Raw genomic sequence first — 18,456 nt, 5'->3', positions numbered from 1 at the left:
ATGAGGAAAAGGCACCCGAGAGGTGTCAGGTGGGGATCAGGAAGACGAGCGCGAGCGAACCGCTGTTGAGGTGTCGAAACTATTAGGTGGCATCGAAACCGGGGAGAAGTTGAGTTCCCGGGATGAGCCTGGTGGGTGCCCACTTATTGGCCAGGTGGTGTCCGGCATGAAGGCGGCGTGAGTCTGGTCTGCGGCTCCTGCGCGGAACGTGGGAAGGCGAGTGTCGATACTGCACGTCCACACCCGGCGGTGCGGGTGTGCGAGAGGGAGCGCGCCGACGGCGGAAACCGGAGGCGTTGAGTACCGAGGCGGCGCTCGCTGGCGGACCGGCTCGTAGTAGTGGTGAAGCCCTGTAATGGGGGTGGAGCGAAGGGGCCGGCTCATCGTGGATTTGGTCGCACGAGCAACCCGGGGACAGCTGTCCTCGCGGGAGGAGACGGGTGGGCAAGTCAGGTCCGGTGGACAAGTCGTTTGATATTTCGAAGCAACTGGTGTGGGAGGCGTATCGGCGCGTTAAGGCCAATAAGGGTGCCGCTGGGGTGGATGGCGTGACGATGGAGATGTTCGAGACCGATCTGCGGAACAATCTGTACAAGATCTGGAATCGGATGTCGTCGGGGACGTATTTTCCGCCTGCGGTGAAGGCGGTGGAGATACCGAAGCCGCATGGCGACGGGACCCGGATCCTTGGGGTTCCGACCGTGGCGGACCGGATCGCGCAGACCGTGGTCGCGCTGCAGTTGGAACCCCGGACGGAGTCGATCTTTCATCCCGACTCCTACGGGTATCGGCCGGGCAGGTCCGCGCATGATGCGCTGGCCCGGTGCCGGACGCGGTGTTGGAAGAAGGACTGGGTGCTCGATCTTGACATCCGTAAGTTCTTCGACTCGCTGGATCACGGTCTCGTCGTCAAGGCGGTCAAGGTCAATACCGACCGCAAATGGGTGCTGCTGTATGTGAAGCGGTGGCTCACAGCGCCGCTGCAGCTGCCCGATGGCACCCTGGTCGAGCGGGATCGCGGTACCCCGCAGGGATCGGCGGTCTCCCCGGTCCTGGCGAATGTGGTGCTGCACTACGCGTTCGACATGTTCCTGGCTCGGGAGTTCCCGACCGTGGAGTTCGAACGTTACGCCGATGATGCGGTCGTGCACTGTGTGACCGAGCGCCAAGCCCGCCAGGTGCGGGCGGCGCTGGCCGAGCGGCTGGAGGGTCTGGGGCTGCAACTGCATCCCGACAAGACCCGGATCGTGTACTGCAAGGACAACAATCGGCGCGGTGCGTACGAGCACACGTCGTTTACGTTCCTGGGCTACACGTTTCAGCCGCGAGCAGCGGTGGACAAGGGCGGGACGCTGTTCGTCAGTTTCCAGCCTGCCGTCAGCAAGGACGCGCTCAAGAAGATGCACGCGCAGGTCCGCCGCTGGCGGCTCCACCGACGCACCAGGTACGACCTGGACGAGCTCGCCGAGGCGATCAACCCGATCGTGGCGGGCTGGATTAACTACTATGGCCGGTTCTACCGGTCGAAGATGTATCCCCTCCTTCAGCGCATCAACACCTACCTGATGCGCTGGGCAGGCAAGAAGTACAAGCGACTGCGCGGCTACCGCTGCTTCACCCAGTGGTGGTTCGGACTCGTCGATCGAGAGCCCGAACTGTTCACCCACTGGCGGTGGGTGCGCACGTTTGCGGGACTGCGATGAGAAGAGCGGAGTGACGGGAGACTGTCACGCTCCGTTCTGAGGGAGCCCGGGGGTGAGATTCCCCCGGGCCACCCGACTACCCCGGGCCATGACCAACAGAACCAGACACAACGGACTCATTGTGGTTGTACCGCGGGGGAAGCTGATCAACATGCCGCAAGCGCTGTCGCTCAGTCCTGTTCGGCCATACGAAGGTACCGGAGCCGCTCCGAAATGCGGTTGATCGGCCGACAACTGTTGCTAGAGTGCTCCACGATGGGTATGAGCATGAGTGTCTTCTTCTACGTGAGGCCCCGCCGCGCATAGCGGCGGACTGACCTCGCATTTCTTCAGCTCCGCCGCCTCTCGGCGTCATCGCCGGTGCGGCTTCCCTGTGCTGCCCGGCTCCGGTATCTCGTTCGCGGAGCACACCTATGTCTGCTGCCTACCCAGGCGGATCGCACGAACTTGGCCAGAACTTCCTCGTCGCACCATCGATCATCGGCAGGATCGAGGACCTCGTTGCCCGGACGAACGGGCCGATCGTGGAACTCGGGGCAGGTGATGGCGCCATCACGGTGCCGTTGAGCCGGTCAGGCCGGCCGATCACCGCCGTGGAACTCGATCCCGCGCGAGCGCGACGACTCCAGCGCCGCACATCGGGGAACGTCACGGTCGTCCTTGCCGACATCCTGCGTTTCCAGCTCCCTCGGCACCCGCACGTGTTGGTCGGCAACCTGCCGTTCCACCTCACCACCGCGGTGCTCAAACGGCTCCTCAGGGCACGGGGATGGCAGACCGCGATCCTGCTCGTTCAGTGGGAAGTCGCCCGCCGCCGCGCCGGTGTTGGCGGCGCCACCATGCTCACCGCGCAATGGTGGCCGTGGTACGAGTTCCGCCTGCACACGCGCGTGCCCGCCCGATGCTTCCGGCCAGTTCCGGCTGTCGACGGTGGCCTGCTGACCATGACCCGGCGAACGCATCCTCTGGTCACCGACCGCGATGCGTACCAGCGGTTCGTCCGCGACGTCTTCACCGGCCGCGGCCGGGGGCTGGGCGAGATCCTGACCCGCACGAGACGAGCTAACCGAGGAGAGCTGCGGCTATGGCTGCGCACTGAGCGCGTGTCGCCGCACGCACTGCCCAAGGACCTCAGCGCCGAGCAGTGGGCCTCGCTGTGGCGGCGGCTCGGGCCGGGGTGAGCCGCGTCCTAGCCTTCGCCCTTCGGTCGCCACGGGCTGGTCGCGTCGGTCGGGCGGGTCGGGTCGTGGAACCGAGGCTCGTCGGGTTCGTCGCGGCGCAGGTCGATGAGCCCGTCGGTGATGGTCCGCATGATGCGTTTGTGGGCTCGCCACGGCGTTCCTGGCGTCCCGGGGTCCAGATCGGACAGATCGACCGGCTCGCCGAAATGGACCTGGAACCTCGGCCTGCGCACCGGTGAGGTCAGCCCGGAGCGGGCCAACGGCAGGATGTCGCTGAGTCCTGACACGGTCTCGGTGCCCCAGTACACCGCCTCGTGGGCGCCCCACTGGCTGACCGGGATCACCGGGACCCCGGCGGCCAGTGCCAGCCGCGCCGCGCCGGTCTTGCCGCGTTCCGGCCACAGCCCTGGATCGTGGCTGATCCTGCCTTCCGGGTACACCAGAAGCGGCACCGTGCTCGCCCGAAGCGCCTCGGTGGCGTGGGTGAACTGCTCGATAGCGGTCGTGCCGGTGCCGCGATCCACCCGCAGATGCCCGCTCCTGCGCAGCGCGGAGCCAAGTACCGGGGCGTCCAGCAGTCCGCCTGCCAGCATGAACCGGGGCGCGATGCCGATCCGGCGACACGCGGCCATCAGCACGAGCGCGTCGAACACCCCGATGTGGTTGGCTGCGATGAGCAACGGTTTGCCGCGCAGGTCGTCGTCGATGTCGCCGGTGACGGACAGCGACCCCATCACGTCGACGACGCGCTCGTCGATCGCGAGCATGGTGCGCCATACCGCTGGCGTGTCGTGATAGCTGGCCGATCGGCGTGTCCGCTCGTGGTTGTTTTTGCGCAGCGCGACCATAGAGAGCAGCATGTCATGCGCTGGAAAACCGCCAGCGCGGGCTGTGAGGGATCACTCCCGAAATGTCGGTCGTGACGCGAGTGGCACAAGTGACTGCTGAGTCAATCGGACTACCGTGGAGGGTATGGCGAGCCGGACGGTGACGAAGGGGCGTAGTAAGACCACGCGAGGTGGCAAGAAGACCCAGCGAGGCGGGTCCGCGAGCAAGCGGACCCGCTCCTCGAGCGCGCGCACGTCCAGTGCCCGCAAGTCGTCCGCACGGTCGACACGGACAAGGCAGCCGAGCACGACCGCGCGCGTGGTGCGCGGTAGCTGGGACATGACCGCGCGCGGGGTCGGCAGCGTCGCGCGCGCCGTGGGGCGCAGCAGGGATCTGGAACCCGAACATCGCAGGGACGGCCTCGGACTCGCCCTGATCGCGCTGGCGCTGATCGGCGCCGTCGGGGCGTGGGCGCGCGCGGCCGGACCGGTCGGCAGGTGGGTTGAGCTGGCATTTCGCACCGTGGTCGGTGCGGGTGCTGTGATCGTGCCGCTCGGGCTCGTCGTTATCGGCATCGTGCTGATGCGCAGCGGTCCCCGCCCGGAGACCCGACCCCGCAGGGTGATCGGCACCGCGATGATCTCCGCGGCCCTGCTCGGCGTCCTGCACATCATCAACGGCAGGCCGCAGGAGCTGGAAGGCTTGCAGTACGCGGGCGGCTGGGCAGGCTGGGTCGCCGGCGACATCCTCGCGCGCGGCGTCACGGCGTGGCTCGCTGTGCCGTTGCTGCTGCTCGCGCTCGTGTGGGGCCTACTGGTATTCACCGGCACACCGGTGCGCGAGATCCCGGAGCGGCTGCGCAATTGGGGCCTCACTGAGGAGGAACGAGAGCAACTGGCGGCCGAGCGGCGTGAGCAGGAGGAACGCCGCGCCGAAGAGGCCAAGCTCGCCGCTGCCGCTCCCGAGAACGTGCGGCTGCGCAAGCCCGCCCGCAGGCGGCAGAGCACCGGTGCCGCCGACAGCGGCGCGGACGACGACACCGCGAACACCGCGAGTGCGGCTGCCGCGAAGGCGAAGGCCACTCCCGCCGCCGTGCCTGAGGCACCGAAGCCGTCCAACGAGCCGGCGATGACCGCCACCCGTGCGGTCGAGGGCGACTACACGCTGCCGCCGCCGAAGCTGCTCACCAGGGGGGACGCGCCGAAGAGCCGTAGCAAGGCCAACGACAGCATGATCGAGGCCATCACCGGCGTGCTGGAGCAATTCAACATCGACGCCCAGGTCACCGGCTTCACGAGGGGCCCGACGGTCACCCGCTATGAGGTGGAGCTCGGACCGGGCGTGAAGGTTGAGAAGATCACCGCGCTGACGAAGAACATCGCCTACGCCGCCGCCACCGAGAACGTGCGGCTGCTCGCGCCGATTCCTGGCAAGTCGGCGGTTGGCATCGAGGTGCCCAACACCGACCGCGAGATGGTCCGGCTCGCCGACGTCTTGCAGTCGGCCAAGGCTGCCAAGGACACCCACCCGATGGTGATGGGGCTCGGCAAGGACATCGAGGGCCACTTCGTCACCGCGAACCTGACGAAGATGCCGCACCTGCTCGTCGCTGGTGCCACCGGCTCCGGTAAGTCGAGCTTCGTCAACTCGATGCTGGTCTCGTTGCTGGCGCGGGCCACCCCGGACGAGGTCAGGATGATCCTGATCGACCCGAAGATGGTGGAGCTGACACCGTACGAGGGCATCCCGCACCTGATCACGCCCATCATCACCCAGCCGAAGAAGGCCGCCGCCGCGCTGGCCTGGCTGGTTGAGGAGATGGAGCAGCGCTACCAGGACATGCAGGCCAGCAGGGTCCGCCACATCGACGACTTCAACAAGAAGGTCCGCAGCGGCGAGATCACCGCCCCGCCGGGCAGCGAGCGGCAGTACCGGCCGTACCCGTACATCATGGCGATCGTCGACGAGTTGGCCGACCTGATGATGACCGCGCCCCGCGACGTCGAGGACGCGATCGTGCGGATCACGCAGAAGGCCCGCGCGGCGGGCATCCACTTGGTGCTGGCCACGCAGCGGCCCTCGGTCGACGTCGTCACCGGCTTGATCAAGACCAACGTGCCGTCGCGGCTGGCGTTCGGCACGTCGTCGCTGACCGACTCGCGCGTGATCCTGGACCAGCCGGGCGCGGAGAAGCTGATCGGCATGGGTGACGCGCTGTACTTGCCGATGGGCACGAGCAAGCCGGTCCGGCTGCAAGGTGCGTTCGTCGACGACGACGAGATCGCCGCCGTCGTCAACTTCACCAAGGAACAGGCGGAGCCCACCTACACGGAGGGCGTCACGGCGGCGAAGGCCGCCGAGAAGAAGCCGATCGACGAGGACATCGGCGACGACCTCGACGTGTTGCTACAGGCCGCTGAGCTGATCGTCACCTCGCAGTTCGGGTCGACGTCGATGCTGCAGCGCAAGCTCCGCGTCGGTTTCGCCAAGGCAGGCAGGCTGATGGACCTGTTGGAGACCAGGGGCGTCGTCGGGCCGTCGGAAGGTTCGAAGGCCCGCGACGTGCTGGTCAAGCCGGACGACCTGGAGTCGGCGCTGGCCATGATCCGCGGTGACTCGCCGCCGGAGGACGGCGAGAGCGAGCAGTAGCGCTGGGATCGCGCCGCGGCGATCCGCCGCGTGCCCGTCAGAGGGTGAGCAGCATTCGGGTGTTGCCGAGCGTGTTCGGCTTGGCGAACGGCAGGTCGAGGAACTCGGCGACACCAGGGTCGCGGGAGCGGCGCATCTCCTCGTAGACGGTGTCCGACACCGGCGTGCCGTGGATCGGCTCGAAGCCGAATGAGCCGAAGAACGCGGTCTCGAACGTCAGCACGAAGATGCGCGGCAGGCCCAGCTCGGAGGCGGTCTGGATCAGCCGCGTCACGATCGCCTCGCCGACGCCCTTCCTGCGGGCGCCGCGATCCACCGCGACCGACCGAATCTCGGCGAGATCCTCCCAGAGCACGTGCAACGCGCCACAGCCGATGACCTGCCCCGCGTTCTCGGCCACCCAGAACTCCTGGATGTCCTCGTAGAGCGTGACGAGCTCCTTTTCGAGCAGCACGCGGCCGGCGTAGGAGTCGATCAGCGCCTTGATCTCGGCGACGTCGCTGATCCGGGCGCGGCGGACCGTGATGGCGGGGTTGGGATCATGCTGCGTTGGCACGCTCCACAATCTATCCGTAACTCCATCGTGGCCGGTTCCGACCTGTATTCGTAATACCTGATGTGCGTGCCGGATCACAGCGAGGCGTTGGCTACGATTCGTTCGCCCCAGCGGCCTCGTATGGACTGGTGTCGCCCAGCAGGAGGAAACCCATGACTCAGTTGGACTCGCCATCGTCCTTCCGGGTTGCGGATACCCGCAGCGAGCCGCAGCGGGTCGCCGAGATACCGAACGAGCCTGTCGCGCCGCCCGGAGTGGCACGGGCGCGGGCGTACCGGCCGGAGCTGCAGGGGCTGCGGGCGCTCGCCGTCATCCTCGTCGTCGTCTACCACGTCTGGCTGGGGCGGGTTTCCGGTGGCGTTGACGTCTTCTTCGTGATCACCGGCTTCCTGATCGTGGGCCAGCTGTTCCGCGCGTCCGACCGCGGCGGCATCCGATTTGGATCGATGTGGGCGCGCATGATCAAGCGGCTGTTCCCCGCCGCGCTGACGGTGCTGCTCAGCATCATGGTCGCCTCGCTGGTCTGGCTGCCGGAGCAACGGTGGTTCCAGACGATCTCCGAGGTCGTCGCCGCCGCGACGTACTGGGAGAACTGGCGGCTCGCGATCGACTCGACCGACTACTTCGCCCAGCACAACGAGGCCAGCCCGGTGCAGCACTTCTGGTCGCTGTCCATCCAGGGCCAGTTCTACGTGGTGATGCCGCTGATCGTGGCGCTGGTCGCGCTCCTGGCGAAGTTGTTCCGGCTGCGGCTCAAAGGCGTGCTCACCGCCGTGCTGCTCGCGATGTTCGGCACTTCGCTGTGGTACTCGATCTGGCTGACCGAGACCACGCAGCAGGTGGCGTACTTCCACTCGCTGACCCGCGTCTGGGAGTTCATGCTCGGCGGCCTGCTCGCGTTGTTCATCACCTCGGTGAGCCTGCCAAGATCGCTGCGGATCCTGCTGGGCTGGCTCGGCGTCATCGGGCTGGCGATCTGCGGCATCGTGCTTCAGGTCGGGACCATGTTCCCCGGCTATGTCGCGTTGTGGCCGACGCTGTCAGCGGTGTTCGTGCTCCTCGCTGGCGCCACCGACAGCAAGATCGGCGCGGACCGCTTGCTGTCCTCCCGGCCGCTGGAGTTCATCGGCAACATCAGCTACGCGTTCTACCTGTGGCACTGGCCGCTGCTGGTGCTGTACCTGGCCGTCAACGGCATCAGCAAGCCCGGCTGGCTGGAGGGTACGGCGATCATCGGCGCGTCGTTGCTGCTGGCGACCATCACCTACTACGCGATCGAGGAACCGGTGCGGCGCTCTCGCATCGGTGTGGTGCGGCCGTGGCGGGCGTACGCGTTCGGCGTCACGGTGCTCGTCGCGGTGCTGGGCGTCGCTCAGGGCTGGCAGATGTACGGCGAGAACCTGGCGCGAGCGGCCGTGGCGGAGTCCGACAGCACGCAGCACCCCGGTGCGCAGGTGATGACCGGTGCGGTCGAGGAGCAGGAGAGCTACGACGAGGAACCGATCCCGAGCATGATCGCGCTGGGGGACGACATAGCTGAGCTGACCGGACAGACCTGCGAGATCGTGCCGGGCGGTCCCAAGGTGGAGATCTGCCAGAGCCCGAACGCTGCCACGGCGAAGAAACGCATCGTCATCGTCGGCGACTCGCACGCCCAGTCGCTCGTCGGCGCGTTCGACCCGCTGGTTGAGACGAACGACTGGCACGTCATCTCGATGCGCCGCCCCGGTTGCCCGTTCTCGGTGCGTTCCGAGCTGTTCCCCAACCGCACCTCGTGCGTGGAGTGGAACAAGGCCATCATTCCCGAGATCACGCGGCTGCAGCCGGACGCCGTTGTCGTGATGGGTACCTATCAGGTGCGCGTCGGGCTCAAGGAACGCTTACCCGACGGTTTCATCGAGCAGTGGCGCAAGCTCTATGACGCGGGCATTCCGGTCGTCGCCATCCGCGACAACCCGCGCTTCGACTACGAGCCGACCGAGTGCGTCGAGGAGCACGGCGCCGAGGCGCCGGAGTGCATCGGGGTGCGCTCCGAGCACTACCACTCGGTACCGCCGTACCAAGGCAGGCAGGACATCCCGCCCAACGTGCGGTTTGTCGACCTGAGTGACCTCTACTGCGACAACTACGTGTGCCCGCCGATCATCGGCAACATACGGGTGTACCGCGACGAGAACCACATCACGCAGACCTACATGCGCTCGATGTCGCCCATGGTGGAAAACCGGGTGAAGCGCGCGCTGGGTTGGTAACCAGTTCGCTGTGCCCGGTACGCGCGCGGGCTGTCCCGGTCGCCGGTTACCCTGGATGTCGTGCCTTCTTCCACGACAGATCCTTCCGGTGAGCGGCGCGTCGCGCTGCTCACGCTTGGCTGCGCCCGCAACGAGGTCGACTCCGAGGAACTCGCAGGCAGGCTCGGCGTGGGCGGCTGGCAGCTCACCGGCGAGGCGGAGGACGCCGACGTCGTGGTGGTCAACACCTGCGGCTTCGTCGAGTCCGCGAAGAAGGACTCCATCGACACCGTGCTCGCGGCCGCCGAGACCGGCACCAAGGTGGTCGCGGTCGGCTGCCTCGCCGAGCGCTACGGCGCGGAACTCGCGCAGAACCTGCCAGAAGCCGATGCGGTGCTCGGTTTCGACCACTACACCCAGCTGGCTGAGCGGCTGGACGACGTCGTCGCCGGTCGTTCGCTGGCATCGCACACGCCGTCCGATCGCAGGACGCTGCTGCCGATCACACCGGTCGAGCGGCAGCGAGCGAGCGAGGACGTCGCCGTGCCTGGCCACGAGTGGGTACCCACCGCCGACCCGCTGCGCGCCCGGCTGGACGACGCGCCGGTTGCCGCGCTGAAGATCGCATCCGGCTGCGATCGCAAGTGCTCGTTCTGCGCGATCCCGTCGTTCCGGGGATCGTTTGTGTCCCGTCAGCCAGAGGCGATCCTCGGCGAGGCTGCGTGGCTGGCCCGCGAGGGCGTGCGGGAGCTCTTCCTGGTCAGCGAGAACTCCACCTCCTACGGCAAAGACCTCGGCAAGGAGTACGGTGCGGGCCGCGCGCTTGAGCTGCTGCTGCCCAAACTCGCCGAGGTCGACGGCGTGGACCGGGTCAGGGTGTCGTATCTGCAGCCCGCCGAGACCCGCCCCGACCTGGTGCGCGTCATCGCCACCACCGAGGGCGTCGCGAGCTACTTCGACCTGTCGTTCCAGCACGCCAGCGCGTCGGTGTTACGGCGGATGCGGCGGTTCGGTTCCACCGAGTCGTTCCTCTCACTGATCGAGCAGATTCGTGGCTACGACCCCGAGGCCGGGATTCGCACCAACGTCATCGTCGGCTTCCCCGGCGAAACCGAGGATGACGTCGCCGAGCTGGAGCACTTCCTCACCGAGGCACGCCTGGACGCGGTCGGCGTGTTCGGCTACTCCGACGAGGACGGCACCGAAGCCGCCGCGCTGGACGGCAAGCTCGACCAGGCCGAGATCGATGCTCGGGTGGAGCGGGTGACCGGGCTGGTGGAGCAGCTGACCACGCAGCGCGCCGAGGACCGCATCGGCAGCGTCGTCGACGTGCTCGTGGAGAGCATCGCGGGCACTGGCGACGCTACGGACGCTGACCCTGACGACGCCGACGACGCCGCGGTGGGCAGGGCCGAGCACCAGGGGCCCGAGGTGGACGGCGAGTGCCTGTTCACCGAGGTGCCCGATGGTGGTTACGCCGTCGGAGAGTTGGTGCGCTGCGATGTCGTCGATGCTGAGGGCGCCGACCTGTGGGTTCGTCCGATCGCCCTGCGGGCGCGGCCATGAGCGGGGCCGTTGAGCGGCCCTCTGCCACGCCGGAGCCGGCGCGGGGGGCTGATGAACCAAGCGTTACGCCGGAACCGAGCAGCACGCTGGAGTCGGCGGGAGCGGCTGGCCAGGAGCAAAGCGGCGCGCCGGTGCGAACACTGAACGTGGCGAACTTGCTGACGATCTCCCGGCTGGCGTTGGTGCCGCTGTTCCTGCTCGCGCTGTTCCTCGGCGCGGGAGACGGCGACGGCTGGCGGCTGCTCGCCGCCGGGCTGTTCGCGGTGGCCTCGGTGACCGACCAGGTCGATGGCTGGGTCGCCCGCCGCTACGGATTGATCACTGACTTCGGCAAGATCGCCGATCCGATCGCGGACAAGGCACTCACCGGTTCCGCTCTGGTTGGGCTGAGCCTGCTGGGCGAGCTGCCGTGGTGGGTGACGATCGTGATCGCCGCTCGCGAGATCGGCATTACGCTGTTGCGGTTCTGGGTGATCAAGCACGGTGTGATCCCCGCGAGCAGGGGCGGCAAGGCGAAGACCATCGCACAGCTCGTCGCGATTGGGCTGTTCCTGCTGCCGTTGCCCGCCGTGCTCGACCCGGTGCTCTGGTCGTTCATGGGACTGGCGCTAGTGCTGACGGTAGCGACCGGGCTGGACTACGTGGTTCGCGCGTTGCGGCTGCGCGCGGTTGGCAGGCGGGCGATGGAGCACGGTGAGTCCTGACGCCGACCGCGATCCTGATGTCGCCGAGCGTGGCACCGTGCACGTCGCGGTGGCGGGACCCGGAGTGCGGGAGGACGTCATCGTTGGTGCTCCCGGGTGATCGTGGTGCGGTGCGTGCGGCGGCCATCACGGCGGCGTTACGCCTGCTCCGGGAACAATTGATCCCAATAGTGCGTTGATGAGAGACGTTCGCCCTTGGCGGAAGGGGTGGTGACCATCTGCGTCCTGCGGCATTGTCCGGGTAACGTGGATACCGCATCCTGCGGAGGGTGGCGAGCACCAGACGAGCGAGAGTGAGGAGGCGCGCGATGACCGTGCTGTTGCGCGAGGCGATCGGTGATCGGCTTCGCCATGCCCGCACCAACCAGCGGCGGACGCTGCGCGAAATCTCCCACTCCGCGCGGGTCAGCCTCGGTTACCTTTCTGAAGTGGAACGGGGGCAGAAGGAGGCGTCGAGCGAGCTGCTCGCCGCCATCTGTGATGCGCTTGAGCTGCCGCTGCCCGAACTGCTGAACACCGTCGCCACCGACATGGCCAGTGTTGATGACATGGTGCTCGACGGCGAGATATCCGGGTCTGAGTGCGGTGACGGCGCGGAGACCGCTGAGACGGTGTCCGGTGCGTCCAGTGGGGCCGGTGGGATGTCGACCGCCCTGCGTACCACGATCGCCAGCCCTACGGTGCGGGTTTTCGCGGCGTAGGGCCAGAATGGCTGCCAAGATCAGGGTTAGCCCTGAAATCTCCGAGGGTCACCTGGTAGCTCGGCCGCCGACCTGACACGATGGAACCGGCCCCAGTGATTCGGCGTTGTCGGTACGAATCCGGCAGCAGCGCTGGGCGGCACAGGTGTACTGGGATGCGAGAAGGCAGGCGGGTCAGATGGCCAACCCATTCGTGAAGTTCTGGAAGTACCTCATGGCGGCGTTCTCGTCGAAGGTGGACGAGCACGCCGATCCGAAGGTGCAGATCCAGCAGGCCATCGAGGAGGCGCAGCGCAATCACCAGACGTTATCGCAGCAGGCGGCGTCGGTGATCGGCAATCAGCGCCAGCTCGAGATGAAGCTCAACCGCCAGCTCAGCGAGGTGGAAAAGCTGCAGTCCTCCACGCGGCAGGCGCTGGTGCTTGCCGAGGAGGCGCGGGAGAAGGGCGACACCAAGAAGGCCGAGGAGTACGAGGTTGCCGCCGAGGGCTTCGCCGCGCAGCTTGTCACGGCCGAGCAGGGTGTCGAGGACCTGAAATCGCTGCATGACCAGGCGTTGCAGGCCGCGACGCAGGCCAAGCAGGCGGTGGAGCGCAACTCGCAGATGCTGCAGCAGAAACTGGCTGAGCGCACCAAGCTGCTGTCCCAGCTGGAGCAGGCCAAGATGCAGGAGCAGGTGTCGAACTCGCTGACGCAGATGACCGAGTTGGCCGCCCCGACCTCGACGCCGTCGCTCGACGAGGTGCGGGAGAAGATCGAGAGCCGTTACGCCACCGCCGTTGGCTCCGCCGAGCTGGCGCAGAACTCGGTGCAGGGCAGGATGCTCGATGTTCAGCACTCCACCACGCAGTTGGCTGGGCACAACCGGCTGGAGCAGATCCGCGCGTCGATGCACGGTGACGCGGTCGGCGAGGTGACCTCGGGGGACAAGGAAGGCGCCGCTGCCGAGGAGACGCCACAGCAGAGCGCTGACGTCCAGGATGAGATTGCCAAGCGCGTACAGGCAGAGCAGCAGCAGAACAAGGCCTGAAGGTGGCCAGGTGATCGACAAGTCCCGGTGGCCGGTCCAATTTCCGTTCGTCGCTGACCTCGCCAAGCAGTGGGAAGAATGGAACGAGCCGTCGGCCAAGCTGGCGCGCCGCAAGGAGCGCGCCTCGCGGGGTCTGACGATTTGGCTGGTGCTCGCCACGCTGTGTGGCATCGCGGTCGGCACCGGGTCCCATCCGTTCATCACCGGCCTCGTCGTGTTCACCGCGCTCGCGGTGCGGGCGGGGTTGCGGCTGCGCAGGCTGCACCGCGCCACCGCGCCACTGTCCGACGGTAAGCGGCGCGCGCTGCCGCCCCGGACATCGGTGGCGCACGAGCCGATGCAGCGGCTGGTCGAGGCCCGGAAGTCGTTGCGTGAACTGCTGGACCAGCTCGCCACGCCGCACGCGGGCGGTCCCGCCGTGGCGGACGACTCCCTCAACGCCGCGCGGAGCACGGCCACCGAGGCGGAGGAGGCGCTGTACGGGCTCGCCGCCAGGATCGTCGCGATCGAGCGCGCTCGTGACGCCGCTCCCGCTGGCGAGCGCCGTTCACTTGATTCGGCGGTGACGACGCTGCGAGAGCAGCTCGCTGACGGCGTCGACTCCTACGGCAGTCTGCTCGCCGCTGCGGGCAAGGCCGTCGCAGCCCGGGGTGGCGGCCTCGGCGGCGCGCGCGAAAGCCTCACCGACGCCACCGACCGCCTGGCGGGCATGGCCATGGCTCTGCGCGAGCTGAGCACGTAGCTTGCCGCGAGTCGCACCTTGTTGGCCGCGAGTCGCACCTTGTTGGCCGCGAGTCGCACCTTGTTGGCCGCGAGTCGCACTTTGGAGGCGCGAGTTCCGGCCTGCCGATCCCTACCGCGCGGCGCGGGCGATCCGCCGGACCAGCGTCGGGCCCTGGTAGATGAACGCGGTGTAGAGCTGGACCAAGCTCGCGCCAGCGTCGAACATCCGCAGTGCGTCGTCTGGGCCGGAGATGCCGCCGACGCCGATGATCGGTAGTGAGCCTCCGGTCTCCTTGGCGACGAACCGCACCACTTCCAGCGCACGTTCGGTGAGCGGCGACCCGGACAGCCCACCCGTTTCCTGGCCGATCGTGACGTCTTCGGCGTCAAGGCCATCGCGGGACAGCGTGGTGTTGGTGGCGATGATGCCCGCGACGCCGTGGGCCGCGCAGACGTCGAGCAGTTCCGTGAGGGCGTCGTTGGTGAGGTCCGGGGCGACCTTCACCAGTAGCGGGGTCGGGCGCAGGTCGCCCGCCAGCTCGGCCGACTCCCGTTGCAGCGCGGCCAGCAATTCGGCCAGCGCACCCTTGTCCTGCAACGTGCGCAGGCCCGGCGTGTTGGGGGAGCTGACGTTGATCGCGAAGTAGTCCGCGTGCGGGTACAGCGTACGCAGCGAGAACAGGTAGTCGTCGACGGCCTCCTCGAGCGGCGCGGCCTTGGACTTGCCGATGCTGATTCCCAGCGGAACGCCCGGCGCGCCACCGGCTGCGATGCGCGCGGCCAGTGCCTCGGCGCCGTCGTTGTTGAAGCCCATGCGGTTGATGACCGCGCGTGAGCGCGGCAGCGAGAACAGCCGGGGACGCGGATTGCCGGGCTGCGGCAACCGGGTGACGGTGCCTGCCTCGACGAAACCGAAACCGAGCGCGGGCCACGCGCGCAGCGCGCGGCCGTCCTTGTCCATCCCCGCGGCGAGTCCGACCGGGTTCGGGAACCGCAGCCCGAACACCGTCCTCGGCGCGTCAACGGCGTAGTGATGGCGCAGCGCGGCCAGCATCGGCGGCACGCAGTTGATTCCGGCGAGCGCCGCCATCGTGCGCTCATGCACCACCTCGGGGTCTTGCCCGCCGACGCGGTACAGCGCGGGACGGAGGATCCTGTCGTACAGCACGGCCTCAGTCTCGCGTACGACGCCCCGCGCCGCCGCACCCGCACACCCGTAGTGAGGCGCGAGTCCCATCGTGCGGTGCCGTGAGTCCCGAGATCAGGCGGTACCGGAACCCGGAACTCGCGGCACCGCACGTCGGGACTCGCGGCCCGGCAACAAGGGACTCGCGCGGCCGGGCTAGGCGCTTTCGTCCGTGAGCATCCCGGAGCTCGGTGGTTCGAGGTGGTGGCGGCCGCGGCGGGAGGAGCGCAGGATCCGCGCGAGAACGAGGTTGAACGCGAGCGCGATCTCTCGCCCGCCTGGCGTGGCCCACTCGTGGATCGGGGTGCACGCGCCCGCCGCCTGCTGCACCGCGAGCCGATCCGGCAGGGCCACCGGCATCACCAGCGAGCCGAAGCCCTCCCGCAGCTCGTTGATCCGGTAGTGGTGCTCGTGCGAGCGGGCGCGGAACTTGTTCACCAGCACCCCGAGCGCCCGCAAGTCTGGATTCTGCTTCTCCCGGGTGTGCTCGATCGCCTGGAACGCGCGCTGCGCGCCGGAGACGGCGTACATCGTCGGCTCGGTCACCAGCAGCGCACCGGTCGCGGCCAGCAGCGCCGACCGCGTCAGCCTGCCCAACGACGGGGGACAGTCCAGCACGATCAGGTCGTAGCGGGACTCGTTGTTCAGGTCGGAGAACCACGACGTCGCGCGCGCCAGGTTGTCCAGCGGACTGGCGTACGGGGACTGCTCGTTGAGGGACTCGATGTCCTCGTTGCCCGCGAGCACGTCGATGTCCTCACTCCAGGCGCTGTGCGAGACGGCCTGGCCGAGGATGGGCGGGCGCGGAGTGGCGAGGACGTCGGCCAAGCCGTACTCCGCGCCACCGGGGTCGAGCGTCGATGTCGCGTTGCCCTGCGGGTCCAGGTCCACCACGAGGGTCCTAATATTGCGACGGAGCGCAGCTGAGGTGAGACCCAGAGCGACGGTGGTCTTGCCGACGCCACCCTTCAGGCTGAGGACCGCGACGATCTGCACACGATGCAGCGTAGCTGCCGCCACCCGCCCGGTGGGACTTGGTGCGCCGGATCGGGCGATTCGACCGGTTGAACTCATGCGAACGGACGTGCCGACTGGTGCCGCCGGACCATTCGCACGGATGGGCCGCGAGCGAGGAATTCGCCGACGGGTGGCAGCCCGGCGGCGGGTGTCCCGATCATGCATCCCGGCCAGGGCGGGTCGGCTGGAGCGCATCGGCCAACAGCCGCCCGGGCCCGGTTGCGGGACGGTGTCGTGCTGTGGCATTAGGGTGAGGCCATGCGAATGGACAGTCCTGCCGTGCGTGGCTCCAACGCCGTGCACCGCGTGCTCGACGAGGAACTGGCCGCCGCACGGGACCGCGGGGTCGAGCACCCCGTCGTCGTCGACGTCGGCGGTGGCAGTGGCGTGTGGGCGGTCCCGCTCGCGGTGGCTGGCTGCACCGTAACCGTGGTCGATCCGAACCCCAACTCGCTGGCCACGCTGTCCCGCAGGGCGGAGGAGGACGGCGTCGCCGACCGGGTCACCAGCGTCGCGGAGGACGTCGACGCGTTGGCCGACGTCGTGCCAGCGGGCTCGGCCGACATCGTGCTCGCACACGGCCTGCTGGAAGTCGTCGACGACCCGGCGGACGCGGTCGCCGCGCTCGCGTCGGCGGTGGCGCCGGAGGGCGTCGTTTCGGTGTTGGTCGCCAACCGGCACGCCGCCGTGCTGCACCGCGCCCTGGCTGGCCGGTTCGACGAGGCCCGCATGCTGCTGACCGGACACGACGGCGTGCTGCCCGATGACGGCGAGGCACTGCTGCGCCGGTTCGACGTCGACAGCCTCACCAGTCTGCTCAACGGCGCGGGCCTGCGGGTCAGCGCACTGCGCGGCGACGGCGTTGTGGCCGACGCCGTGCCCGACCCCGGTGACGACGACGCGACGGAGTTTGAGCGGGTCGCGGCAGGCATGTCGCCGCTGCGGGACATCGCCTCCCGGCTGCACGCGCTCGCGCGCCGCGCGGGCTGACCCACCACCGCCATGGGGCGCAACACCGGTCTCCCCGAGACGCTGCGGCACCTGCGGATCACGGCGGACAGCGCGCAGGAGGCGTGGCCGGACGACACCGGCTGCGGCGTGCTGCACATCGACATGGATGCCTTCTTCGCCGCCGTCGAGTTGCGCACCCGCCCCGAGTTGGTGGACAAGCCGGTGATCATCGCGGGCAGTGGTGGCCGTTCCGTGGTGCTCTCGGCGAACTATCCCGCGCGCGAGTTCGGCGTCCGGTCGGCGATGCCGGTGGCTGCCGCGCGCAGGCTGTGCCCGCACGCGGTATACCTGCCGCCGACGCGCGGCGCCTATAGCGAGGTCTCGGCGGCGGTCATGGCTGTCTTCGCCGAGTTCACGCCGTTGGTGGAGCCGCTGAGCCTGGACGAGGCGTTTCTCGCCGTCGGCGGCGCGCTCAAACGGTTGCGCACCACCCCGGTGCGAATCGGCGCCGAGATCCGCGCCCGCATCGCCGCCGAACACGGCATCACTTGCTCGGTCGGCATCGCTCCGGTCAAATTCGCCGCCAAGCTCGCCTCCGGTATGGCCAAGCCGGATGCCATGGTCGTCGTGCCGCGCGATCAGGTGCTTGAGTTTCTGCATCCACTGCCGGTCTCGGCGCTGGCCGGGGTCGGGCAACGCACCAACGCCGCGCTGGAACGCGCCGGGCTGCGCACCATCGCCGACGTCGCGACGACACCGCTCGCGCGGCTGCGGCGTGTGGTCGGCACGGCGGCGGGGGAGCACCTGCATGCGCTGGCCAACGGTGACGACCCGCGGCCGGTCGAGCCGGACAGCCCGGACAAGTCGCTCGGCGCGGAGCAGACGTTCGACGTCGACCAGGGCGATCACGATGTGCTGGCTCGCGAACTGCTGGAGCTCTCGGAGCGGGTGGCGGCGACGTTGCGCGCCAAGGGGCTCGCGGCCAAGACGGTCGTCGTCAAGATCCGCTTCGCCGATTTCACCACCATCACCCGGTCCCGTTCGCTACCCACATCCACCGACGTCGCGCACGAGATCCAGGCTTGCGCGCAGGCGCTGCTGGCCGCCAACGTCCAGCAGGGATCGCTGGTGCGGCTGCTCGGGGTGCGGGCCGAGGGACTCAGCACGCGTGACAGCGGTCAGCAGCTACGTCTGGACGCCGATGAGCCGCGCTGGCGCGACGCGGAACTGGCCGCGGACACCGCTCGTGACCGGTTCGGCACCTCAGCGGTACGACCCGCCTCGCTGCTAAGGTGGAGTTCCACTGATCGGGCACGTGCGGGCGCGGATCATGGCAAGACGGACACAGATCGATAATTCTGAGTAGAAGCTTGCCAGATCGGGTAGTCCTGGGTGCGCCGGACTCGTATCCTGGACAGTGGCAGCCCGTA

General features: G+C 68.3%; 15 protein-coding genes. 11 read left to right on the top strand and 4 right to left on the bottom strand.

Going from position 1 to position 18,456, the window contains the following annotated elements; translation table 11 throughout:
• Positions 1 to 440 precede the first annotated feature (440 nt).
• Together ltrA and erm are read left to right on the top strand one after the other, a co-directional pair.
• Complete coding sequence (gene ltrA / locus AMYHA_RS16605) at positions 441 to 1,703, top strand: group II intron reverse transcriptase/maturase (RefSeq protein WP_231104698.1); 1,263 nt, start codon at positions 441 to 443, stop codon at positions 1,701 to 1,703.
• Between the two features lie 413 nt (positions 1,704 to 2,116).
• Entirely contained in the window at positions 2,117 to 2,884 is a 768-nt protein-coding gene (gene erm, locus AMYHA_RS16600) for a 23S ribosomal RNA methyltransferase Erm (protein ID WP_034272361.1), read from the top strand.
• Positions 2,885 to 2,892: 8 nt separating this feature from the next.
• Here the strand turns inward: erm and AMYHA_RS16595 are convergent, their stop codons facing one another.
• Positions 2,893 to 3,744, bottom strand: coding sequence for a lysophospholipid acyltransferase family protein (locus AMYHA_RS16595; RefSeq protein WP_157362176.1), 852 nt, complete (start codon positions 3,742 to 3,744; stop codon positions 2,893 to 2,895).
• Between the two features lie 112 nt (positions 3,745 to 3,856).
• Here AMYHA_RS16595 and AMYHA_RS16590 point away from each other — a divergent pair, with 112 nt between their 5' ends.
• Complete coding sequence (locus AMYHA_RS16590) at positions 3,857 to 6,361, top strand: DNA translocase FtsK (RefSeq protein WP_034272357.1); 2,505 nt, start codon at positions 3,857 to 3,859, stop codon at positions 6,359 to 6,361.
• A 37-nt stretch (positions 6,362 to 6,398) separates the two neighbouring features.
• Here the strand turns inward: AMYHA_RS16590 and AMYHA_RS16585 are convergent, their stop codons facing one another.
• Positions 6,399 to 6,917: an amino-acid N-acetyltransferase gene (locus AMYHA_RS16585; RefSeq protein WP_051400005.1), complete on the bottom strand. Its 519-nt coding sequence runs from the start codon at positions 6,915 to 6,917 to the stop codon at positions 6,399 to 6,401.
• Between the two features lie 152 nt (positions 6,918 to 7,069).
• Between AMYHA_RS16585 and AMYHA_RS16580 the strand changes: the two genes are divergently transcribed.
• From AMYHA_RS16580 to pspM, 6 genes are all read left to right on the top strand, one after another.
• Complete coding sequence (locus AMYHA_RS16580; RefSeq protein ID WP_084037318.1) at positions 7,070 to 9,169, top strand: acyltransferase family protein; 2,100 nt, start codon at positions 7,070 to 7,072, stop codon at positions 9,167 to 9,169.
• Positions 9,170 to 9,229: 60 nt separating this feature from the next.
• Entirely contained in the window at positions 9,230 to 10,714 is a 1,485-nt protein-coding gene (rimO, locus tag AMYHA_RS16575) for a 30S ribosomal protein S12 methylthiotransferase RimO (RefSeq protein ID WP_034272355.1), read from the top strand.
• Positions 10,711 to 11,418 carry a CDP-diacylglycerol--glycerol-3-phosphate 3-phosphatidyltransferase gene (pgsA, locus tag AMYHA_RS16570; protein WP_084037616.1) on the top strand — a complete coding sequence of 236 codons (708 nt, stop codon included), beginning with the start codon at positions 10,711 to 10,713 and terminating at the stop codon, positions 11,416 to 11,418. The genes rimO and pgsA overlap by 4 nt, the downstream gene beginning before the upstream one ends.
• Before the next feature lie 308 nt (positions 11,419 to 11,726).
• A complete protein-coding gene (locus AMYHA_RS16565) occupies positions 11,727 to 12,119 on the top strand; it encodes a helix-turn-helix domain-containing protein (protein ID WP_034272353.1) in 393 nt (130 codons plus the stop codon).
• A 178-nt stretch (positions 12,120 to 12,297) separates the two neighbouring features.
• Positions 12,298 to 13,149 carry a PspA/IM30 family protein gene (locus AMYHA_RS16560; protein ID WP_034272351.1) on the top strand — a complete coding sequence of 284 codons (852 nt, stop codon included), beginning with the start codon at positions 12,298 to 12,300 and terminating at the stop codon, positions 13,147 to 13,149.
• A 10-nt stretch (positions 13,150 to 13,159) separates the two neighbouring features.
• Complete coding sequence (gene pspM, locus AMYHA_RS16555) at positions 13,160 to 13,891, top strand: phage shock envelope stress response protein PspM (RefSeq protein ID WP_051400004.1); 732 nt, start codon at positions 13,160 to 13,162, stop codon at positions 13,889 to 13,891.
• 111 nt (positions 13,892 to 14,002) lie between these two features.
• Here pspM and AMYHA_RS16550 read toward each other — a convergent pair whose 3' ends face one another.
• Positions 14,003 to 15,040, bottom strand: coding sequence for a quinone-dependent dihydroorotate dehydrogenase (locus AMYHA_RS16550; RefSeq protein ID WP_034272349.1), 1,038 nt, complete (start codon positions 15,038 to 15,040; stop codon positions 14,003 to 14,005).
• Between the two features lie 174 nt (positions 15,041 to 15,214).
• Positions 15,215 to 16,054, bottom strand: a complete 840-nt coding sequence (locus AMYHA_RS16545) for a ParA family protein (RefSeq protein WP_157362174.1) — start codon at positions 16,052 to 16,054, stop codon at positions 15,215 to 15,217.
• Between the two features lie 279 nt (positions 16,055 to 16,333).
• On the opposite strand from AMYHA_RS16545, the gene AMYHA_RS16540 reads away from it, so the two are divergent.
• Together AMYHA_RS16540 and dinB are read left to right on the top strand one after the other, a co-directional pair.
• Entirely contained in the window at positions 16,334 to 17,065 is a 732-nt protein-coding gene (locus tag AMYHA_RS16540; protein ID WP_034272347.1) for a methyltransferase domain-containing protein, read from the top strand.
• 12 nt (positions 17,066 to 17,077) lie between these two features.
• A complete protein-coding gene (gene dinB / locus AMYHA_RS16535; protein WP_051400003.1) occupies positions 17,078 to 18,382 on the top strand; it encodes a DNA polymerase IV in 1,305 nt (434 codons plus the stop codon).
• Positions 18,383 to 18,456: the final 74 nt, after the last annotated feature.

It is taken from the genome of Haloechinothrix halophila YIM 93223 (assembly GCF_000504245.1).
Taxonomy (GTDB): domain Bacteria; phylum Actinomycetota; class Actinomycetes; order Mycobacteriales; family Pseudonocardiaceae; genus Haloechinothrix_A; species Haloechinothrix_A halophila.
The sequence above is the reverse complement of the archived record's forward strand: the minus strand, read 5'-3'. Positions and strand labels throughout refer to the sequence as shown.

Coding starts and splice junctions, on each gene's coding strand:
- erm (WP_034272361.1), top strand. CDS start 2,117: ATGTCTGCTGCCTACCCAGGCGGATCGCACGAACTTGGCCAGAACTTC.
- AMYHA_RS16595 (WP_157362176.1), bottom strand. CDS start 3,744: ATGCTGCTCTCTATGGTCGCGCTGCGCAAAAACAACCACGAGCGGACA.
- AMYHA_RS16590 (WP_034272357.1), top strand. CDS start 3,857: ATGGCGAGCCGGACGGTGACGAAGGGGCGTAGTAAGACCACGCGAGGT.
- AMYHA_RS16580 (WP_084037318.1), top strand. CDS start 7,070: ATGACTCAGTTGGACTCGCCATCGTCCTTCCGGGTTGCGGATACCCGC.
- pgsA (WP_084037616.1), top strand. CDS start 10,711: ATGAGCGGGGCCGTTGAGCGGCCCTCTGCCACGCCGGAGCCGGCGCGG.
- AMYHA_RS16565 (WP_034272353.1), top strand. CDS start 11,727: ATGACCGTGCTGTTGCGCGAGGCGATCGGTGATCGGCTTCGCCATGCC.
- AMYHA_RS16560 (WP_034272351.1), top strand. CDS start 12,298: ATGGCCAACCCATTCGTGAAGTTCTGGAAGTACCTCATGGCGGCGTTC.
- AMYHA_RS16540 (WP_034272347.1), top strand. CDS start 16,334: ATGCGAATGGACAGTCCTGCCGTGCGTGGCTCCAACGCCGTGCACCGC.
- dinB (WP_051400003.1), top strand. CDS start 17,078: ATGGGGCGCAACACCGGTCTCCCCGAGACGCTGCGGCACCTGCGGATC.